Raw genomic sequence first — 16174 nt, 5'->3', positions numbered from 1 at the left:
TCGGCTGGGAGGTTAGTGCTATTCCAAACCCATTCCGATTTCGCGGAGTTCGGCGAGGCGGACTTCTTCAGTGTCGGGGGCGGGGGGGCCGGGGACGTAGGTGACCTGTTGGATGGTGCCGGTGTAGGGGAAGGAGCCGTGGCGCTGGTGGAGTTGCCATGACACCGGAGAGCGGCGGTCGACCCCCACGTCGATGCCCTCCCAGGGGATGAAGCCGTAGATCTGGGGGACGTCTGTGGCGGTGATGCCGGTGTTCCCGTCGGCGCTCACCGTTATGTTCCAGATACGGCCGCCGGGGGCCTGGACGTCGATAACGATCTGTCGGCACTCCCCCGGCAGCGCCATGGGGTCGAAGACCATGGGCTGGCCGCCGCTGTTCACCTCAAAGTGCAGTGCGCCGTCTTCGATGTACAGCACGTAGCCCGACGCCTGTCCGCCGTGGGACACCAGCACGCCCTGGTCGCCGGGACGGTGGTCGAGCTCGACGGTGACGGTGAAGTTTCCTCCGGCGATGACCCGGGAGGCCCGGTAGCGCTCCACGGTGGGAGTGCCGGGCAGGATCGTCAGCGGTCGGGTGAGCAGTTCGTGCTCGGCGGGGCGGAGCAGGCGGTACAGGCCGGTGCCCTCGTCGAGGGGGTACACCCGGTTGCGCCAGGCGGCCACCTCCCAGGCCCGCACCAGTTCGGCCAGCTTATCAGGCTCGGCTTCAGCTAAGTCGACCCGCTCGTTGATGTCCTCGGCCAGATTGAACAGCTCCCACCGGTCGGTGCTGAACGGGGTCATGAACTCGTGGAACGCGGCCGCGGCCCAGCCGTCGCGGTAGTAGGCCCGGTGGCCGATGCACTCGTAGTACTGCTCGGTGCGTTCGGACGCGACGTCGGGATCGTGCAGTGTTGCGGCGAACGAAACGCCGTCGGGCGCCTCGGAGACCAGCCCGTTGCGTTCGGCGGGGATGTCCAGGTCCAAAAACTCGGCCAGGGTGGGCAGCAGGTCGATGATGTGGGCGTACTGGTGGCGCAGCTCCCCTCCCACCGCCGCGGTGCGGGCCGGCCACGACAGCACGAACGGCACCGAGTGGCCGCCCCGGTAAGAGGTGATCTTGTAGAGCCGGAAGGGGGTATTGCAGGCCATGGCCCAGCCCCGGGGGTAATGGGGCCAGGTGGTGGGGCCGCCGATGGCGTCGAGGGCGTCCATCTCCTCTTCGCCCACCGACGCCGACGACATCGCTCCTGGGTTGCTGTAGGTGAAGTACGAGATGGTTCCTTGGGCCCGACCTTCTCGAGACGCCCCGTTGTCGCTGGTGAACACGAAGATGGTGTTGTCGAGCTGGCCGATGGCCTGCAATTCAGCCCGGATGCGGGCCACGCTGTCGTCGATGGACTCCACCATGGCGGCGTACACCTCCATGTAGCGGGCCATGACCCTGCGCTCACCCTCCGGGTAGCTGTCCCACGCGGCCACGTCCTCGTCGGGCTCGAAGTTTCGGGGGGGCAGCTCGGTGCCCGGCGGCACCACCCCCAGCTCGATCTGGCGGGCCAGGCGCTCCTCCCGAAGCTGGTCCCAGCCCTTGTCGTAGTTGCCCCGGTGGCGGGCAATGTCCTCGGCCTTCGCGTGCAATGGGGCGTGGACTGCGCCGTGGGCGTAATAGAGGAAGAACGGCTTTTGGGGGTCGGTGGCTTTGACCTCGCGGATCATGCGGCAGGCCCGGTCGGTGAGGTCGTCGGTGAGGTAGTACCCCTCGGGGTATTCGGCGATGTCGATGGGGCTGTTGCCCTCGTACATCAGGTGGGGGTGATGGAAGTTGGTGAGCGCCTCCAGGAATCCGTAGAACTGGTCGAAGCCCCGCTGGAGCGGCCACGAATGGTTGTCACCGGCGATCGACAAGTCGGTTTCCTTGCACAGGTGCCATTTGCCCACCGCCATGGTGGCGTAGCCGCTGGCCTTGAGCATCTCAGCCAGCGTCGACTGGTTGTGGGGCAGCTCGCTGGCATAGCCGGGAAAGCCGGGATCGGCGTTGGCCACAAATCCCACGCCCACGTGGTGGGAGTTGAGCCCAGTCAACAGCGCGGCCCGGGTGGGTGAGCACAGCGGGGTGACGTGGAAGTTGGTATAGCGGACCCCGGTGGCGGCCAATTCGTCGATGGCCGGGGTGGCGATCTCCGAGCCGTAGCAGCTCACATCGGAGTAGCCCAGGTCATCGGCCAGCACGACCACGATATTTGGGGCGCCGGCCGGCGCCGTCGGGCGAGGCGGCCACCACGACTCGGAGGTGGCCATGATCTTCCCAACCGTGCCCTCAAACCCCGGATAGTGCTCCTGCTGGCGCTGATCGGTCATGAATCCTCCCAGTGATCCGCCGACACAATACGGCACTTGCTGCGAGGCGCCTCTCTTCCTCGACGGGGTGGAGCTCAGTCCGGCTGGTAGTCCTCGAGGATCGTGCCCTTGAAGAAGCCGGGGTCGGCGCCGGTGCAGAGCCGCACTGCGTTGTCGCACATGAAGGCCCGGAACTGCTCCTTGTCGAGCCATCCGTTCTCCACCTGCTCATAGGCCTCAGGCATCACGTCGACCATGTTGGCGACATCCCAGTGGGCGATATCGGAGCTGAAGACAGCGTTCAGGGGTACGCCCCCCGGGAGCTCCGGGTCGAAGGCCAGCCGGGTGAGGGGGTCGTCGGCCTCACACCCGAACCAACAGGTGGTCGAGATCTGGCGGATCACATCGTCGGGCCCGGTGATCCCGGCGGCCTCGAAGTCGTTCACCACATCAGGAGTGCGGAAGAAGTCGGCGAACTGGGACCCGAAGCCGGGCTCGGGATTGAGCCGTCCGGCGTGCTCGGCCAGCAGCTTGTCGAAGCGGTCGGGTTCGAAGGCGTCGGGGTCGTAGGCAGGGAGACCCTCAGGGCCGCGCTTGTGGTAGTGGCCGATCATGTCGTGAACCAACTGCACCGCCCAGGTTGTGCCCCCTTCCAAGAAGTTGAGCCGCAGGTCGGGAAATCGATGGAGCACGCCGCCGAACAGGAGCGACTTGAGGGTGGCCTCGCTGGCCCCGGCGAAGTTGCCCATGTGGTTGTAGGAGAAGTTGGTGATGGAGCGCCGACCGCTCCACCCCATCGACCCGGAGTGGAAGCCGGCCACCACGCCAAGCTCCACTAGCCGCTGCCAAAGCGGGTCGTAGTCGTAGGCACTGTCGAGGCCCAGCGAGTCGATCCAGGTGCCTCCGCTGTCGAGATCACGCACCGCAAAGCCGCCCAGCATCACCACCTTGAAGCCCAAGTCGACCACGGCGTGGTCCAATTCGGCCACCGCTTCTTGAGGGGTGGCGGTGGGAATGGTGGCCACCGGCACCAGCCGGTCGCCGAAGCCGTCATATACGTCGGCGGTGTAGCGATTCCAGGCCCGGCACAGCCCCCGGCGGATCTCATCGTTGCGCTGGCTGGGAACCACCAGGCCCCACGTCGGATAGCAGACAGCCAGGTCCAAGCCCAGCTCGTCGAGGCGGCGATACATAAGCGATGGGGCCATGGCCGCGGCAAGGTCGTCGGTATTGGCGAACGGGACCCCCCACCACGTCTGGCGAAATGGCCGCACTCGGGGGCGTTCTTCAGGGACCACCCCGGCCCAGTGGGGGCTCCCATCGAATGTTCCCGTGGCCCACAGCGCGTTCAAACCCTCGCTGATGCCCTCGTCTCGCACATAACGGTCCAAGTCGGGCCAGTGCTCCCAATAGTGGCCGTCGCTGTCCACCACTGGGTGGTCGATCCGCTCCCTGACCTCGGCGGGTGACATCTCGCTCATGAGCTGAGGCTAGTGATAAGACCGTAGGGTGTGCCGGTGACCACAGGGGAAGCGACATGAGCGGCGAGCGAAACCGGCGGTGGATTCTGCGGGCTCGACCGCAGGGCGACATCACTGCTGACGACCTGGAGTTGACCGAGCTGGCCGTGCCCGAGCCCGGTGAAGGCCAACTGCTGGTGCGGAACACCTTTCTGTCGATGGACCCCACCCACCGGATCTGGATGAGCGACATCGATGCCTACATGCCCCCCATAGAGGTGGGCGACCCCATGCGAGGCCGCTCGTGGGGCACGGTGATCGAGTCCCGCCATCCGGAGTTCCAGCCCGGCGACGTGGTCACTGGCGGGCTGATCTGGGAGGAGTACTCGGTGCTCGACCGGGCCGAGCGCATCCCCATGGAATTGGGGCTGCCGATTGAGGCGTTTACCAGCGTGCTCGGCCCCACCGGGATGACCGCCTACTGGAGTCTGCTGGACCTGGGCGAGCCCCGCCCGGGCGAGACTTTGGTGGTGTCGGCGGCGGCCGGAGCCACCGGCTCGGTGGCCGGTCAGATCGGCAAGATCGTGGGCTGCCGGGTGGTGGGGGTTGCTGGCGGACCGGAGAAGTGCCGGTTCGTTACCGAGGAATTGGGCTTCGACGCTTGCGTGGACCATCGGGCTGGCAGCCTGGACGAGCAGTTCCGAGCAGCGTGCCCCGACGGGATCGACGTGGACTTCGAGAATGTGGGCGGCGAGGTTATGGACGCCGTTCTGGGCCAGGTGAACAACCATGCCCGGGTGGTGCTGTGCGGACTGATCTCCACCTATAACGCCGAGGGCGACTGGTGGTCGCCCCGTTTGTTCCGCAATATCTTGTTCCGGCGGTTGAAGGTGCAGGGCGTGATCATCACCGACTACTTCCACCGCTTCGACGAGGCTCTCCCCATCCTGGCCCAGTGGGTACGCGACGGTCGGATCCGCTACCGAGTGGACGTGGTGGACGGCATCGAGAATGTGCCCCAAGCGCTGGCTCGGCTCTTCGAGGGCCGCAATATCGGCAAGCAGCTTGTGCGAGTTTCAGTTGGCGACTGACTTCAGCGAGGCCGCAACGAGATAGCGGTGACAGCGCTGATGCGAGTTTCAGCCGACTAGCGTGCCAGCCATGACTCCTGAGGATTTGGTGGAAATCGAGGCCATTCGCCAGCTCAAGGCCCGCTACTTCCGGTTGATGGACCAGAAGCGGTGGGACGAGTGGGAAGACGTCTTCTGTGACGACGTGGTGATCTCCACCCCCGACGACACCGGCGAAGACTCCGACATCACCGGCAACAAGGCCTTCCGGGTGTACTTGGAGCCCATCTTGGCCCCGATCATCACCACCCACCACGGGCACATGAGCGAGATCAGCATCAACGGGCCCGATACCGCCTCGGCCGTGTGGTCGATGGAGGACCACCTCGACTGGCCGCCCGAGAGCGGTGTGGGCCAGATGTGGGGTACCGGCTGGTACGAGGAGACCTATCGCAAGGGCGACGATGGGCAATGGCGGATTGCCACGCTGCGGTTGCGGCGGCAGCGGATTGCCGTTGAGGGGAATCGGGTGTTTCCGGTGGAGCGGCCTAGCTGATTACCGCCAAAACCACTCCCTCGGAAACCGAGACCGAAGGAGGGGTGTCAGTGGCGCGGTTGCTTACTCCTCGGCTGGTGAGGGGGTCGAGGATCTCCTCGTTCAACGGCCAGGCCAAGCCGGTAGTGGTTACACGAGCCGGGCCACCGAGGGCGAACAGGGACACGGTGGTATCGGGCTCCACGTCCAGTACTCGGTGGTGGTGGACCACCACTGCTTTGGCGTTGCCCAACCAAGCTTCGATGTTGACACCGGACCACTGCGGGGAGGCCAGCACGGCCAGGTTGCCCATGAGATGGTCCAGACGGCCGCCGCCGGCGCCGATGACGATGACCCGGTCGGCCAGGCGGGCGGCTAGCTCCAGGGCCAGCTCCAAGTCGGTTTGGTCTTTGTCGGAGGGGTGGCGCTCGATACGGGTGCCGGCCTGCTCGGCAGCGGCCAGCGCCTCGGGCGATACCGAGTCCATGTCGCCGACCGCAACGGCCACTGTCAGCCCGGCTGCCTGGGCATAGTCAAGTCCGGAATCGGCGGCAACGACTACTGGATTGACTGGGAGACGGACGATCTCTTCGGGCGTCGGGGGGTCGCCCCCGGCCACCACGACCACGGTGACTCCGGGCTCAGGTGGCGACGCCATCAGAACGGTCGGGTGATGGCCCGGGTGGGGCCGAAATTGTGCAGGCCACCGGCGTGGAGGTTGCCTAGCCCCCCGGCGCACATCACGATCACATCGGAGGGGTGCTCCACGATGTAGGCGGTGCCGTCGGGGCTGATCCGGTCGCGCTCAGCCAACCACCTCTTATGGGTCTCGGGAAAGTCGTCCACCCGATGGCAGGCGTTTCGCCATAGGGCCTCTTGCACGTCTTCGATGGTCGGGTAGGCGGCGGCCAGCATGTCGGCCCACGGCGGGGGCACCACCACCATGACCTCGGCGCCCCAGTGGGAGATGTAGGCGTTGGTGCCCACATAGGCCAGCGATTGGCCGATGACCCAGGCCAGAGAACGGCCGTCGTCGGCCGCGATGTCGGCGATGTCCATGGTTCCGATGGTGCCGTACACGGTCACCGCGTCACCGCTCACCCCCCGGCGCTCGGCCAGCGGCGACCACGGAGAACGCTCCTCCCACTCCCCCATCACCAGACCCACCACCCGGGCCGGTTGGCCCAGTACGCACTTGGACGTCTCACCAGCCACCTGTCCGCCCACGTTGCGCATGACCAGCCGGATGGCCCGGCCGATGGCTGGTCCCGCCCCCGCCGCGCCGCCGAAGCAGCCAGCCTGGTAGGGCAGGTCCAGGCGGTCGCGGGAAGGGCCGTTCACAAACAGGCAGGGCACCACTGAGCTGGTGGTGGTGTTGAGGGCGAACAGGTCGAACGGTCGCTCGGCCATGGCCTCCAGCGCGGCCATCATCAGCGGCATGGCCTCAGGGGCGGCCCCGGCCATGCAGGCATTGATTGCCAATTTCTCCACCGTGCACCAGGCATTGGCCGGCGGCACTTCCAACAGCACCGAGTCGGCTGGGCGGCCGGCAGAGGCAGTGAACTGGGCCACCCGCTCCGGCGTAGGCGGGATCAACGGCAGGCCGTCGCCCCAGCCCTGGGCCGTCGCCCAGGCCATGAATTCCATCGGGTCATCGGGGGCCTCGACTTGCCCGTCGGGAATGGCGCCACCGTCAGAGGTCATCTATTGCGGCACTCCCAGTGAATCCAACAGCGGCTGCCAGAAATCGTGAGCGATCTGGCGCACCTCCGGTTCGGGGCGGGTGTCCAGCGGATAGGGCAGCACGCACAACCGCAGGCCGGGCCGCTCCATGTTTCTGGCCATGATCTCGGCCAACGGCACAAATTCTTCGGTTACGACGGCGACCGCCGTCTTGCCCTGGGCCGCCACCGCAACTGCGTCGTGAACGGTCCAAGACGTGCAGCTGCCTCAATTGCCCAGACCGACGATGGCGATGTCCACGTCGGTGGCGAAGCTCTCCAGTTCCTCAAGCACCGCGTCTTCGAGCTTGACGTCCTGGCGGGACTCCGAGCACCACGGCACCACCTCGGCCCCGGCCGCCTCCAGCATGCGGGTCCACTCATCGGTGGTCCACAGGAATGAGCGCCAGGTGAGGTCGTAGCGAATACCCACCCGCTTGCCGACCAGCGGACCGGCGTCGGGACCCCGATTCGCGTCTACCGCCGGTGGAGATGCTGTCGGATCCAATACCAACATGCCCGCAGACTACCGGCCGGTGCCAATGGTGGCGGTTTGAGAAAGGCCTAGTGGCCGGTGAAATCGGGAGGGCGGCCCTCTTGGCGGGACGCGGCCCACTCCTGGAAGTCGGCCGAGCGGGACGACAACTCCATGGCAAACGCCTCTTCGCTCATGTGGGCTTCCAGGCTGCGTTCTCTGCCCCGCTGGACGAGAGTCTTGGTCAGCCCGACGGCCACGGTGGCCGATGAGGCCAACCGACCGGACAAAGCGGCAACCTCGGCATCAACGCGGTCAGGGGGCACAGCCCGATGGATTAGCCCCCAGTCGGCTGCATCAGCTCCGGAAATTTCTTCTCCCAGCATGAGCATGCCCTTTGCTCGGGCCACACCAGCCAGCCGGGGCAACAGCCAGGAAGTCCCGCTGTCGGGGGTGATGCCCATGGCGGTGAACGGCGCCCGTAGACGGGCGTCGTCAGCCGCCACTGCGAAATCGGAGGCCAACACCAGGCTGAAGCCCAGTCCCACCGCCCAACCCCGCACCGCGCACACAATGGGCACCTGCACCTCCAGCATCACCGGGATGAGCCGGTTCACCAGATAGGGCATGCGCCGGGAAATGCTGCCCGGTCGGGGCCGGGTACCGTCGCCGGCCCGACCGGCCAAGTCGAAGCCGCTGCAAAAATTGTCGCCGGTGGCGTTGAGCAGGACCGCTCTGATCTCCTCATCGGCGCTGGCCGCTTCCAGCGTGTCGATCAGAGCCAGAACGATATCGTCGGTCAGCGCATTGCGGCGCTGAGGCCGATCGAGGGTGATGGTCAGTATCGGCGGCGCCGAGACCACCAGCAGGCCCTCGGGCGGCGTCGGATAGGGCTTCATGCCCGGCCCACACTAATCAGCTTGGTACAAACTCGGCGGCCCCGAATATCACTGAGAACCTCACGCACCAGATCACCACAGTGGAGTACAGGTCGAGATCGAGATCGCGGGGGATCTCGTAGTTCTGCGATCCGACGTTCCCTTTCAGGTCGCCAAGGTCGACATACACGTCAGTGAACTGGCCGACGGGGGCGTCGGGGGGAGCCGCGCTCAGATAGACGTTCAAGTCGGGGCCATTGTCAGTCCTGAAGTCCTCAAAACGAAGGAACCGCTGGCCGGTGCCGTCTCCCAGCACTTCTACCTGTCCCTGTGTCGGGTGGCTTCGGCTGATGAACTCGCCGGATGCCTCCACCCTTATCTGGGGCATCGGAGGCATGGTCTCCTCGACCGGTTGCTCCTCGGGCATCCCGAGCTCTTCCATGGCCTCGTCCATCTCGGCGATGAGCTCCTCCGACAACTCGTCGCCCGGCATGGGACCCGTGGCGGGCGCGAGGGCGGTGGTATCGGTCTCGGGGGCGCTGGTCTCGGGAGCCGCAGCTGTCGCCTCGGGAGCCGGTACGGTCGCTCCTGCGGCCGGGGTGCCGGGATCGCCTGCCGTGGGATCGGGAGCGGCCGACTCGGGAGCGGCCGGCTCGACAACCGGGGTTCCAGCCACCGCTCCGCTGTCGAACACCGGTCCTGCCTCGTCCACTTTGTCGTCGATGAAATAGGTCTGGAAGGCGAACCAGAAGAAAACCAGCCAGATCACCACACCCAGCAGGGCGGCCAACACCACGGCGATGAGTACCTTGGCTCGGATCGACAGTGCCATCAACCTGCCCCACAAGCGGGATATAAGCCGTTTCATACCTCACAATTTACGGGGAGAAATCCAAAATCACAGATGATGGCCCTCCCCAATGACAGGGCATCTTCGTAACCGCCGCGACAGACTGGCGAGATGGGCTACGAGACGCTGATCGTGGAGCGCAGAGGACGGGTGGGGTGGCTGATCAACAACCGTCCCGACCAGCTCAATGCCATGAACTCCAAGATGCGGGAGGAGTTCGCCGAGGCCTGGCTGGAGCTGGACCGAGACCCCGAGGTGCGGGTGATCGTCCACACCGGGGAGGGACGGGCCTTCCAGACCGGGGTGGATGTGGTGGAGCTGGCCACCGACGGGCAGGGCATGGAGCGCTATCGCGAGTCGGTGGAGAAATTCGACCTTCACTTCACCTCTTGGCACCAAAAGGTGCGCAAGCCGGTGATCACCGCGGTCAACGGCATCTGCTGCGGGGGCGGGTTCCACTGGGTGGCCGACGCCGACATCGTGATCGCAGCCTCCGACACCCAGTTCTTCGACCCGCACGTGTCGGTGGGACAGGTCGTGGCGCTGGAGGCCATCGCATTGCTGAAGAAGATGCCCGCTGAGACGGTTATGCGCATGGCTCTGATGGGCGCCCACGAGCGGATGGGCGCCCAACGGGCCTACGAGCTGGGCATGATCAGCGAGATCGTCGATCCGCCCGAGCGCCTGCGGGAGCGGGCTGGCGAGATCGCCGAGGCCATCGCCCGCAACTCCCCCTCAGCCATGGCCGCCACCAAGAAGGCCCTATGGGACGCAATGGAATTCGGGCTCACCGAGGCCAGCAAGACCGGCGCCTTCCACATGACCGGCATATGGGGCCACCCCGACCAGATCGAAGGCCCCGCCGCCTTCGCCGAAAAACGCGAGCCCCAATGGGAACCCTTGGACCCGATCTAGGGTAGATAAGTACCCATGGGAACAATCGTCATCACCGGATCTGCAGGCGGCATCGGCCAGGCCACCAGGGAGCGGCTCGCCCTCGACGGCCACGAGGTGATCGGGGTTGACATACGCGACGCCGAGGTCATCGCCGACCTGTCCACTCCCGAAGGGCGCACCGAGATGGTTGGGGCGGTGGCCGCAGCGAGCGGTGGACGGATCGATGGACTGGTGGCCGGCGCGGGGATCACCGGCCCCGATCCCGAGCAGGTGGTGTCGATCAACTACTTCGGGGCCGTGGCCACCGTAGAGGGGCTGCGGCCCTTGCTGGCCCAGGGCACCGACGCCTCTGCCGTGGCCATCAGCTCCAACTCCAGCACCACGCTGGTGGCCCTGCCCGATGGGCTGGTCGAAGCCTGTCTCAACAACGACGAGGCCCAGGCCCGAGAGCTAGCCGGCTCCGACCCCGGCACGGCCTACGCCACCAGCAAACTGGCCCTGGCCCGCTGGGTCCGCCGCACCGCCATCGGCGACGACTGGATCGGCTCAGGCATCCGGCTCAACGCAGTGGCCCCCGGGCTCATCGACACTCCGCTGGTGGCCGACAACCTCGACATGATCATGAACCTGGGCGATGTCTACCCCATACCCATTGGACGACCCGGACGGGCCGCCGAAGTGGCCAACCTATTGGCCTTCCTGTTGTCGCCCGACGCCAGCTTGTTCTGCGGCTCGGTGGTGTTCATAGACGGCGGCAGCGACGCCGCCCTCAACGCCGACGCCTGGCCCGCCACCAACACCACCGCCGAACGCTGGCCCATTCGGGAATAGGCGCTGCCAAAAATCAACGGGTTGGGATGGAACCAACCAATGGCGTCAGGCGTTTAAGTGGCGATGGACGAGGCCATGCCTACCAAGAGGCCTGAAGACCAGGCAGCGGATCAGCTCTCGATTGCTGACCTTCACAAGCGAGGTGTTCCGGACTTCGAGCTGTTCTATCGCAAGAATCACGCCAACGTCTGTCGAGCATTGGCTTTGACGCTCAACGATGTGGATCTGGCTCAAGACGCGGCCGCTGAGGCAATGACTCGCGCCTACCAGCGGTGGAACACCGTAGGCAAGTACCAGAACCCCGCCGGTTGGGTATACCAGGTGGGTCTAAATTGGGCGCGCTCCCGGCTCCGCAAACTCCTTCGCCGGCCCTCGACCCCTCCGAGGGCCGGCGAAGACATCGCCTTGGAAGTGGTCAACCGCCTTGACATCGCCCTCGACCAGCTATCCGTAAGCCACCGGGCAGTAGTGGTGCTCCGCTATTACCTCGACTGGTCGGAACGTCAGATCGCAGAAACACTAAAAATCGCGCCGGGCACGGTCAAGAGCCGACTCAGCAGAGCCTTGGACCGCTTGGCTGATCTCGTGGAGGAAAATCATGGGACTCAATGAGGACCTGAGCAGCTATTTCGACCGGAGAGCCAGTGGCATCCGTCTCGACCCACCTGCCCTACGCGACATACGAGCACGCGCCCGGAAGCGACAGAGGAACCAGAGACTGGCCACCGGCATGGCTGTGGTTGCCGTGGTTGCCGCCAGCATTGTCGGAGTGCGAGCCATCACCAATAGCGGCGAAACGGCAGAGAAAATACAGGTGCTCGACGATAGCGGGGGTACCTTCACCCCTTCTGAAGGCGAGAACAGCAACGGCGGCAGCGGACCTAGCATTCCCCCTTCCGAAGACGAGAACAGCAACGGCGGCAGCGGACCTAGCATTCCCCCTTCCGAAGACGGAGAATTCGAGACTCCTGCCCCAACTGAAGCCCCCGAACCAGAACCCACACCCACCCAAAGCCAACCAACAGAACAAACCACCACCCAACCCGTCCCCGGACCCACCCAAAGCCAACCAACAGAACAAACCACCACCCAACCCGTCCCCGGACCACAACCCACACCAACCATCCCCATCGCGCCAGTCACAACCCCCCAGCCGATAGAAGCAGGACCTGTCGAAAATCGATGCGACTATTCCTACAACGACGATGATTGGTACACGCTCGAGAATTCCGGCATCCAGCGGATCGACTTTCGAGGCCGTGACTATCGCAACTGCGACCTGTCCGGAGCGGTGCTCAACTTTGCCGATTTTTCTGACTCTGATCTCTCGGGGGCGAATCTCTCTGGTGCGGCACTCAGTTCTGGTTTCTTCAACAACGCCAAGTTGATTGAAGCCGACCTCTCGGGGGCCATCCTGAACGGCGTCGACTTCAGCGGGGCCGACCTGACGGGAGCCAACCTTTCGGGAAGCACCCGCATCTACGCTTCCTTCGCCAATGCCGTGACCACTGGTTGCACTGATTGCACCCCGACTGTGCCCAGCAGCGGCGGCTCAGGTCAGGAAGAGGCAGAAATAACAGAGGTGCGCAGGCTCACCACCCCGACTGTGGCCTGCTCTTCTGATGGCAACGATGTAAAGGCATCGTGGAACGAGGTACCCGAAGCAGCCGAATACAGCGTCCTTCTGCAAGTTGATAGGCAGCGTTACCTGCCTGGGGATCTGAGGGTCGTTACATCATCAACCTCGCATGCATTCAATGGGATGGATTGGGAGGTCAGCTACGAGATCTTGGTTTTCGCCCTCACGAGCGGCGAGGACCCAAGCGTCATGGACAGCGGAGCCGGAAAAGCCACTTGCACGACTGGCGCCAATCCAGTTGGCTCAGGATCCCCGCGACGGCTACCTGCCCCAAGCATTGATTGCTCTCCGGGCGGAGACGACTTCCAATTGTCAGGCACCTACGACCTGTCTTGGACTGCGATTCCCGGAGCGGATGAGTACTTTGTCACGTATCAAGAAGAAGGCGATGCCGTGATTATCCCCGGAGGCTGGCAACCCCATTCGACGGTTGGGATGGGCTGGGCAAATCCCTCCACCGAATACACGATTTCAGTGCAGGCCTTTAGAGATGGTTCCCGTACAGTTATCGCAGCAGGCGAGGTAGGAACTGCCAAGTGCTCATTCGACAGTGAGAATTAGTCCCTGAAGCAGGGGCTACATCTTGCCCTGGCGCTTTTGGATGCGGGCCCACTCGTCTCTGAGGCCGACGGTGCGGTGGAACAGGTCGGGGGTCTCGGGGTCGCGGGCGAAGTAGCCGAGGCGCTCGAATTGGACCACTTGGCCGGGGGTGATGTCGGCCATGGCCGGTTCGAAGCGGGCGCCCTCGATGAGCTGGGCCGAGTCGGGGTCGAGCGATTCCATGGGGTCGGATCCGTCGGCGCCGGGGTGGGGGTCGGTGAACAGGCGCTCATAGAGCACCGCCTTGCCGTCGAGGGCGTGGGCGGCCGACACCCAGTGGAGGGTGGCCTTCACCTTGCGGCCGTCGGGGGCCTGGCCTGATCCGGTCTCGGGGTCGTAAGTACAGCGGACCTCGGTGACATTGCCGTCGGCGTCTGTGTCCACCCCGGTGCAGGTCACGAAGTAGCCCGACCGCAGCCGCACCTCCCGGCCCGGTGACAGCCGGAAGAACTTGGGGGGCGGCTCGAGCATGAAGTCGTCCCATTCAATGTAGAGCTCCCTAGAGAACGGCACCTGCCGGGCGCCAGCCGAAGGATCCTCGGGGTTGTTGCCCGCCTCTCGCATCTCCACCTGGCCCTCGGGGTAGTTCTCGATCACCAGGCGCAGCGGGTTGAGCACCGCCATCCGGCGCAGCGCGGTCTCGTTCAGCTCCCGGCGGACGAACGACTCCAGCAGTTCCACCTCTACGGTTCCGTCCACCCGGGCCACCCCGATGTGGCGGCAGAACTCCCGAATGGCCTTCGGCGGAAAGCCTCGGCGGCGAAGGCCCCGCAAGGTGGGCATGCGGGGGTCGTCCCAGCCGTCCACATGGCCATCGCCCACCAACTGCAACAGCCGGCGTTTGGACAACACCGCGTGGGTGACGTTCAAGCGGGCGAACTCGGTTTGGCGGGGGCGGTCGCCGGGAAGATCGAGATTGTCCAAGAACCAGTCGTACAGAGGCCGGTGGGCGTCGAATTCCAGGGTGCAGATGGAGTTGGTCACGCCTTCCAACGCGTCGCTCTGGCCGTGGGCCCAGTCGTAAGTGGGGTAGATGCACCACCGGTCACCGGTGCGGTGGTGGGTGTGATGGCGAATGCGGTACAGCACCGGGTCGCGCATGAGCATGTTCTCGTGGGCCATGTCGATGCGGGCCCGCAGCACCCGCTCGCCATCGGAGAACTCGCCGGCGGCCATCCGCCGAAACAGGTCGAGGTTCTCCTCGGCGCTGCGGTTGCGCCACGGGCTGTCGGTGCCCGACTCGGTGAAGCTGCCCCGGTTCTCGGAGATGGCCTCGGCGTCCTGGTCGTCCACATAGGCCAACCTGGCCACAATGAGGTCCTCGGCCCACTGGTAGAGCTGCTCGAAGTAGTCAGAGGCGTACAGGGTGCCCCGGTCGGATTCGTAGCCCAACCAGGCGATGTCCTCCTCGATGGCGGCCACGAAGTCGGCCCGCTCCGTCTCGGGGTTGGTGTCGTCGAACCGCAGGTTGCAGGTGCCTCCGAACTCGGCGGCCAAGTCGAAGTTCAAGCAGATCGACTTGGCGTGGCCGATGTGGAGAAAGCCGTTGGGTTCGGGAGGGAAACGGGTCTGCACCCGACCGCTGTAGGTGCCATCGGCGATGTCCTGGCGGATCAGGCTGCGGATGAAGTCGCTGCGCTCGCCGGGCTCATCGCCTCCCGGACTGCCAGCGCTGCTCATGCCCCTAATCCTTGACCGATCGGAAGTCCGCCGCCAATGCATTAACGGCATGAACGGCGCGAGACTTGTATATGGCCTATTCGATCATCGATGTCGACACCCACATCACCGAGCCGGCCGACACCTGGACCAGCCGGGTGTCCGCTCGCCACCGCGACCTCGTTCCCCGAGTAGAGGTGGCCGAGGGCCGGGAGGTGTGGCTGCTGGGCGACGAGCGCATCGGCGCGGTGGGCCCCACAGCCCCCGCGGGGTGGAAGAAGCCCATGCCCGACTCCCCAGCCGGCTATGACGAGGTGCATCCGGCGGCTTACGACGCCCAGGCCCGCTTAGAGCTCATGGACCAGCGGGGGGTGTGGGCCGAGGTGCTGTATCCCAACGTAGGCGGATTCGGCGCCCAGAAGTTCTTGTCCATCGAGGACGCCGAGCTGAAGTACGAGTGCGTCCGGGCCTACAACGACTTCCTCTCCGAATGGTGCAGCGCCGATGATCGCCGGCTCATTCCGTCGATGGCCACCCCGTTTTGGGACGTGGACAGCGCGGTGGCCGAAGTACAGCGGTGTGCGGCAAAGGGCTACCGATCGGTGAACTTCACCGGCGAGCCCCAGGTGTTCGGCCTGCCCTATCTGGGCGAGTCCCACTGGGATCCGTTCTGGTCGGCAATATGCGACTGCGACATGGTGGTGTCGTTCCACATCGGCAGCGGCGAGTTCAACTGGGACCGCACCCGAGTGGAGCGCCGGGGCTTCGTGGAGGCCTACGCCCTTCAGTCCATCGACCTGTTCACCAAGAACGGGATCCAGGTGTGCGACTTGCTGCTGTCGGGCGTGTTGCCCCGATACCCGAAGCTGCGGGTGGTGTCAGTGGAGTCGGGCATCGGCTGGTTGCCGTTCATGCTCGAGGCGCTCGACCACCAATTCGTCGAGGGCGGTGGCCAGCAGGAGAGGCCCGAGTTCGAAAAGCTGCCCAGCGAGTATTTCGCCGACCAGGTGTACACCACATTCTGGTTTGAGGAATCAGCGCCCCAGGACGTGCTGGGCGACCGGATCCCGCTGGACAACGTGCTGTTCGAAACCGACTTCCCCCACCCCACCTGCCTCTACGACAACGTGGAGGAGAAGATCGCCGCCAGCCTGGGCCACTTCTCCCCCGAAGCCCGCCACCAACTCCTGTGGGGCAACGCCGAAGAGCTGTACCGGGTGGAGTCGCCCGCCTAGCCAATCGA

Annotated in this window: 15 protein-coding genes and 1 pseudogene; 7 read left to right on the top strand and 9 right to left on the bottom strand. The window is 65.1% G+C overall.

From position 1 onward, the window contains the following. Window positions 1–18: 18 nt before the first annotated feature. Together ACOGXH_RS05190 and ACOGXH_RS05185 are read right to left on the bottom strand one after the other, a co-directional pair. Window positions 19–2337, bottom strand: a complete 2319-nt coding sequence (locus ACOGXH_RS05190; RefSeq protein ID WP_419928053.1) for an arylsulfatase — start codon at window positions 2335–2337, stop codon at window positions 19–21. 74 nt (window positions 2338–2411) lie between these two features. After that, window positions 2412–3797 carry an amidohydrolase family protein gene (locus ACOGXH_RS05185; protein WP_419928052.1) on the bottom strand — a complete coding sequence of 462 codons (1386 nt, stop codon included), beginning with the start codon at window positions 3795–3797 and terminating at the stop codon, window positions 2412–2414. Window positions 3798–3853: 56 nt separating this feature from the next. Between ACOGXH_RS05185 and ACOGXH_RS05180 the strand changes: the two genes are divergently transcribed. Continuing rightward, window positions 3854–4867 carry an NADP-dependent oxidoreductase gene (locus ACOGXH_RS05180; protein ID WP_419928051.1) on the top strand — a complete coding sequence of 338 codons (1014 nt, stop codon included), beginning with the start codon at window positions 3854–3856 and terminating at the stop codon, window positions 4865–4867. Between the two features lie 70 nt (window positions 4868–4937). Next, window positions 4938–5402: a nuclear transport factor 2 family protein gene (locus ACOGXH_RS05175; protein ID WP_419928050.1), complete on the top strand. Its 465-nt coding sequence runs from the start codon at window positions 4938–4940 to the stop codon at window positions 5400–5402. Here the strand turns inward: ACOGXH_RS05175 and ACOGXH_RS05170 are convergent. From ACOGXH_RS05170 to ACOGXH_RS05145, 6 genes and pseudogenes are all read right to left on the bottom strand, one after another. Next, on the bottom strand, window positions 5395–6039 hold the full coding sequence (locus ACOGXH_RS05170; RefSeq protein ID WP_419928049.1) for a thiamine diphosphokinase: 645 nt from the start codon (window positions 6037–6039) through the stop codon (window positions 5395–5397). The two genes, ACOGXH_RS05175 and ACOGXH_RS05170, sit on opposite strands and share 8 nt — an antisense overlap. Beyond that, a complete protein-coding gene (locus tag ACOGXH_RS05165; RefSeq protein WP_419928048.1) occupies window positions 6039–7085 on the bottom strand; it encodes a hypothetical protein in 1047 nt (348 codons plus the stop codon). Before ACOGXH_RS05165 ends, ACOGXH_RS05170 begins: the two co-directional genes overlap by 1 nt. Then, window positions 7086–7319, bottom strand: a pseudogene (locus ACOGXH_RS05160) (UGSC family (seleno)protein); the annotation flags it as partial. Between the two features lie 12 nt (window positions 7320–7331). Beyond that, complete coding sequence (locus tag ACOGXH_RS05155; protein ID WP_419928047.1) at window positions 7332–7619, bottom strand: hypothetical protein; 288 nt, start codon at window positions 7617–7619, stop codon at window positions 7332–7334. A gap of 47 nt (window positions 7620–7666) precedes the next feature. After that, complete coding sequence (locus ACOGXH_RS05150; protein ID WP_419928046.1) at window positions 7667–8476, bottom strand: enoyl-CoA hydratase/isomerase family protein; 810 nt, start codon at window positions 8474–8476, stop codon at window positions 7667–7669. Between the two features lie 16 nt (window positions 8477–8492). Beyond that, on the bottom strand, window positions 8493–9287 hold the full coding sequence (locus tag ACOGXH_RS05145) for a DM13 domain-containing protein (protein ID WP_419928045.1): 795 nt from the start codon (window positions 9285–9287) through the stop codon (window positions 8493–8495). A 129-nt stretch (window positions 9288–9416) separates the two neighbouring features. Between ACOGXH_RS05145 and ACOGXH_RS05140 the strand changes: the two genes are divergently transcribed. The 4 genes from ACOGXH_RS05140 (at window position 9417) to ACOGXH_RS05125 (ending at window position 13233) form a co-directional block, all read left to right on the top strand. Continuing rightward, window positions 9417–10220: an enoyl-CoA hydratase/isomerase family protein gene (locus ACOGXH_RS05140; RefSeq protein WP_419928044.1), complete on the top strand. Its 804-nt coding sequence runs from the start codon at window positions 9417–9419 to the stop codon at window positions 10218–10220. A gap of 15 nt (window positions 10221–10235) precedes the next feature. Then, window positions 10236–11033 (top strand): SDR family oxidoreductase, encoded by a 798-nt coding sequence (locus ACOGXH_RS05135; RefSeq protein WP_419928043.1) that lies wholly within the window; start codon window positions 10236–10238, stop codon window positions 11031–11033. A gap of 63 nt (window positions 11034–11096) precedes the next feature. Continuing rightward, entirely contained in the window at window positions 11097–11645 is a 549-nt protein-coding gene (locus ACOGXH_RS05130) for an RNA polymerase sigma factor (protein WP_419930322.1), read from the top strand. Between the two features lie 118 nt (window positions 11646–11763). Further along, window positions 11764–13233: a pentapeptide repeat-containing protein gene (locus ACOGXH_RS05125; RefSeq protein WP_419928042.1), complete on the top strand. Its 1470-nt coding sequence runs from the start codon at window positions 11764–11766 to the stop codon at window positions 13231–13233. 15 nt (window positions 13234–13248) lie between these two features. Here the strand turns inward: ACOGXH_RS05125 and ACOGXH_RS05120 are convergent, their stop codons facing one another. Continuing rightward, complete coding sequence (locus tag ACOGXH_RS05120; protein ID WP_419928041.1) at window positions 13249–14952, bottom strand: glutamine--tRNA ligase/YqeY domain fusion protein; 1704 nt, start codon at window positions 14950–14952, stop codon at window positions 13249–13251. Between the two features lie 71 nt (window positions 14953–15023). Between ACOGXH_RS05120 and ACOGXH_RS05115 the strand changes: the two genes are divergently transcribed. Next, window positions 15024–16166 (top strand): amidohydrolase family protein, encoded by a 1143-nt coding sequence (locus ACOGXH_RS05115; protein WP_419928040.1) that lies wholly within the window; start codon window positions 15024–15026, stop codon window positions 16164–16166. Window positions 16167–16174: the final 8 nt, after the last annotated feature.

It is taken from the genome of Candidatus Poriferisocius sp. (assembly GCF_965208355.1).
In the GTDB taxonomy this organism is placed as follows: Bacteria; Actinomycetota; Acidimicrobiia; order Acidimicrobiales; family Bin134; genus Poriferisocius.
This window is presented reverse-complemented; position numbering and strand designations above follow the sequence as displayed.

Excerpts from the sequence above, each read along its gene's own strand:
- ACOGXH_RS05190 (WP_419928053.1), bottom strand. The coding sequence starts at position 2,337 with ATGACCGATCAGCGCCAGCAGGAGCACTATCCGGGGTTTGAGGGCACG.
- ACOGXH_RS05185 (WP_419928052.1), bottom strand. The coding sequence starts at position 3,797 with ATGAGCGAGATGTCACCCGCCGAGGTCAGGGAGCGGATCGACCACCCA.
- ACOGXH_RS05180 (WP_419928051.1), top strand. The coding sequence starts at position 3,854 with ATGAGCGGCGAGCGAAACCGGCGGTGGATTCTGCGGGCTCGACCGCAG.
- ACOGXH_RS05175 (WP_419928050.1), top strand. The coding sequence starts at position 4,938 with ATGACTCCTGAGGATTTGGTGGAAATCGAGGCCATTCGCCAGCTCAAG.
- ACOGXH_RS05170 (WP_419928049.1), bottom strand. The coding sequence starts at position 6,039 with ATGGCGTCGCCACCTGAGCCCGGAGTCACCGTGGTCGTGGTGGCCGGG.
- ACOGXH_RS05165 (WP_419928048.1), bottom strand. The coding sequence starts at position 7,085 with ATGACCTCTGACGGTGGCGCCATTCCCGACGGGCAAGTCGAGGCCCCC.
- ACOGXH_RS05155 (WP_419928047.1), bottom strand. The coding sequence starts at position 7,619 with ATGTTGGTATTGGATCCGACAGCATCTCCACCGGCGGTAGACGCGAAT.
- ACOGXH_RS05150 (WP_419928046.1), bottom strand. The coding sequence starts at position 8,476 with ATGAAGCCCTATCCGACGCCGCCCGAGGGCCTGCTGGTGGTCTCGGCG.
- ACOGXH_RS05145 (WP_419928045.1), bottom strand. The coding sequence starts at position 9,287 with ATGGCACTGTCGATCCGAGCCAAGGTACTCATCGCCGTGGTGTTGGCC.
- ACOGXH_RS05140 (WP_419928044.1), top strand. The coding sequence starts at position 9,417 with ATGGGCTACGAGACGCTGATCGTGGAGCGCAGAGGACGGGTGGGGTGG.
- ACOGXH_RS05135 (WP_419928043.1), top strand. The coding sequence starts at position 10,236 with ATGGGAACAATCGTCATCACCGGATCTGCAGGCGGCATCGGCCAGGCC.
- ACOGXH_RS05130 (WP_419930322.1), top strand. The coding sequence starts at position 11,097 with ATGGACGAGGCCATGCCTACCAAGAGGCCTGAAGACCAGGCAGCGGAT.
- ACOGXH_RS05125 (WP_419928042.1), top strand. The coding sequence starts at position 11,764 with ATGGCTGTGGTTGCCGTGGTTGCCGCCAGCATTGTCGGAGTGCGAGCC.
- ACOGXH_RS05120 (WP_419928041.1), bottom strand. The coding sequence starts at position 14,952 with ATGAGCAGCGCTGGCAGTCCGGGAGGCGATGAGCCCGGCGAGCGCAGC.
- ACOGXH_RS05115 (WP_419928040.1), top strand. The coding sequence starts at position 15,024 with ATGGCCTATTCGATCATCGATGTCGACACCCACATCACCGAGCCGGCC.